At 63.2% G+C, this 1,421-nt stretch carries 1 protein-coding gene and 1 pseudogene; both read left to right on the top strand.

Going from position 1 to position 1,421, the window contains the following annotated elements; all coding sequences use genetic code 11:
• The first annotated feature begins 126 nt into the window (after window positions 1–126).
• A complete protein-coding gene (locus tag EN925_RS35745) occupies window positions 127–1,113 on the top strand; it encodes an ABC transporter permease (RefSeq protein WP_013530837.1) in 987 nt (328 codons plus the stop codon).
• Between the two features lie 66 nt (window positions 1,114–1,179).
• Window positions 1,180–1,421, top strand: a pseudogene (locus EN925_RS35750) (sugar ABC transporter substrate-binding protein); the annotation flags it as partial.

The following is a 1,421-nucleotide window of genomic DNA, read 5'->3' on the forward strand; positions in this document are numbered from 1 at the left end:
GCGTCCACTCGATAAATATCGCAGCCGGCCTGGGTTCCGGGCGCGGATTCATTTGACGAACCGGCGTTGGGCCGATTAGCGTTCTTTCCCAGGGATGGCAGCGCTGCCATCGGGGCAAACGCAGACATGAACACCATCGGCTGGCCAAATTTCAGGAGCCTGAACCAGGAAGGCATTGTCTTTGCCATCGCCGTGGTGCTGTTCGTTGCAGCGGCTATAGGCCTGCCAGGTTTCATCGACCCCAACAATCTCGTCGCCATCGTCCGCTCCGTGTCGGTGCTGGGCATCCTTGCGCTCGGCATGGCCGTGGTCATCATCGGCCGCGGCATCGACCTCTCTGCCGTCGCGATCATGGCGATGTCGGTCGCCTGGTACCTGCAACTGCTGAATTCGGGGACGCCGGACGGGCTTGCCTTCGCCTATGTGCTGGCCGGTGTGCTGGCCATCGGCCTGCTCAATGGTTTTCTCGTCGCCTATGCCGACGTGCCGGCGATCTTCGTGACGCTGGCGACAGGCTCCTTCGTCTTCGGCTATGTACGCTCGCAACTGATCACGCAGGATGCCGTGCCGGTGCCGCAGGGCCATTGGGTCGAGTTGCTCGGTGGCCTGCGCTTCCTCGACATTCCCATCGAGGTTTTCGTCTTCGCAGGGCTGGCCTTCCTGTTCTTCCTGTTCCTGCGCTACACCAAATGGGGCCGCTATATCTATTTCGCCGGCGATAATCCGGTGGCCGCCCGCAACATCGGCATGCCGGTGCGGCCGATGCTGGTGCTGCGCTATGTGCTTTCCGCCTTCGTCGCACTGGTCGCCGGCCTGCTGACGGCGGCCAGCCTGCATTCGATCAATACCCGCGTCGTCAATTCGACGCTGCTCTACGATATCGTGCTGGTGGCGGTTATCGGCGGCATCGGCCTGTCCGGCGGGCGCGGCGGGGTGCGCAACGTGCTGGTCGGTGCGGCACTGATCGGCATCCTGCTCAACGCCATGACCATCATCGACATTCCGCTGCTCTACCAGAACCTGATCAAGGCAGCGATCCTGCTCGGCGCCATCATCGTCGACGGCATCATCAATCCACGTGACGAGCAGACCGCCCAGCAGGGCGACATTTAGACCTGAACTGCGGCGGACGGTTGGGGCCGGCCGCTGATAACAACGACCAAAGCAAAAGGATCCGACATGAAACTGATCAAGACACTCATGGCCGCCGCCACGGCGCTCGCTGTCACCGCCTTCGTGGCGCCAACCTTCGCCGCCGACGATCCGGGGCCGGCTGCGTACGCGCAGGCGCTCAAGGGCAAGCGCGTCATGCTGGTGCCGCTGGCAATGGGCTTCGACCTAGCGCAGGGCTGGGCGCACTATCTGAAGACCGAAGTCGAGGCCTGGGGCGGCGTGTTCGAGACGCGCGACCCGAACTGGGT

The organism is Mesorhizobium sp. M7A.F.Ca.US.006.04.2.1 (genome assembly GCF_004022915.1).
Classification (GTDB): domain Bacteria; phylum Pseudomonadota; class Alphaproteobacteria; order Rhizobiales; family Rhizobiaceae; genus Mesorhizobium; species Mesorhizobium ciceri.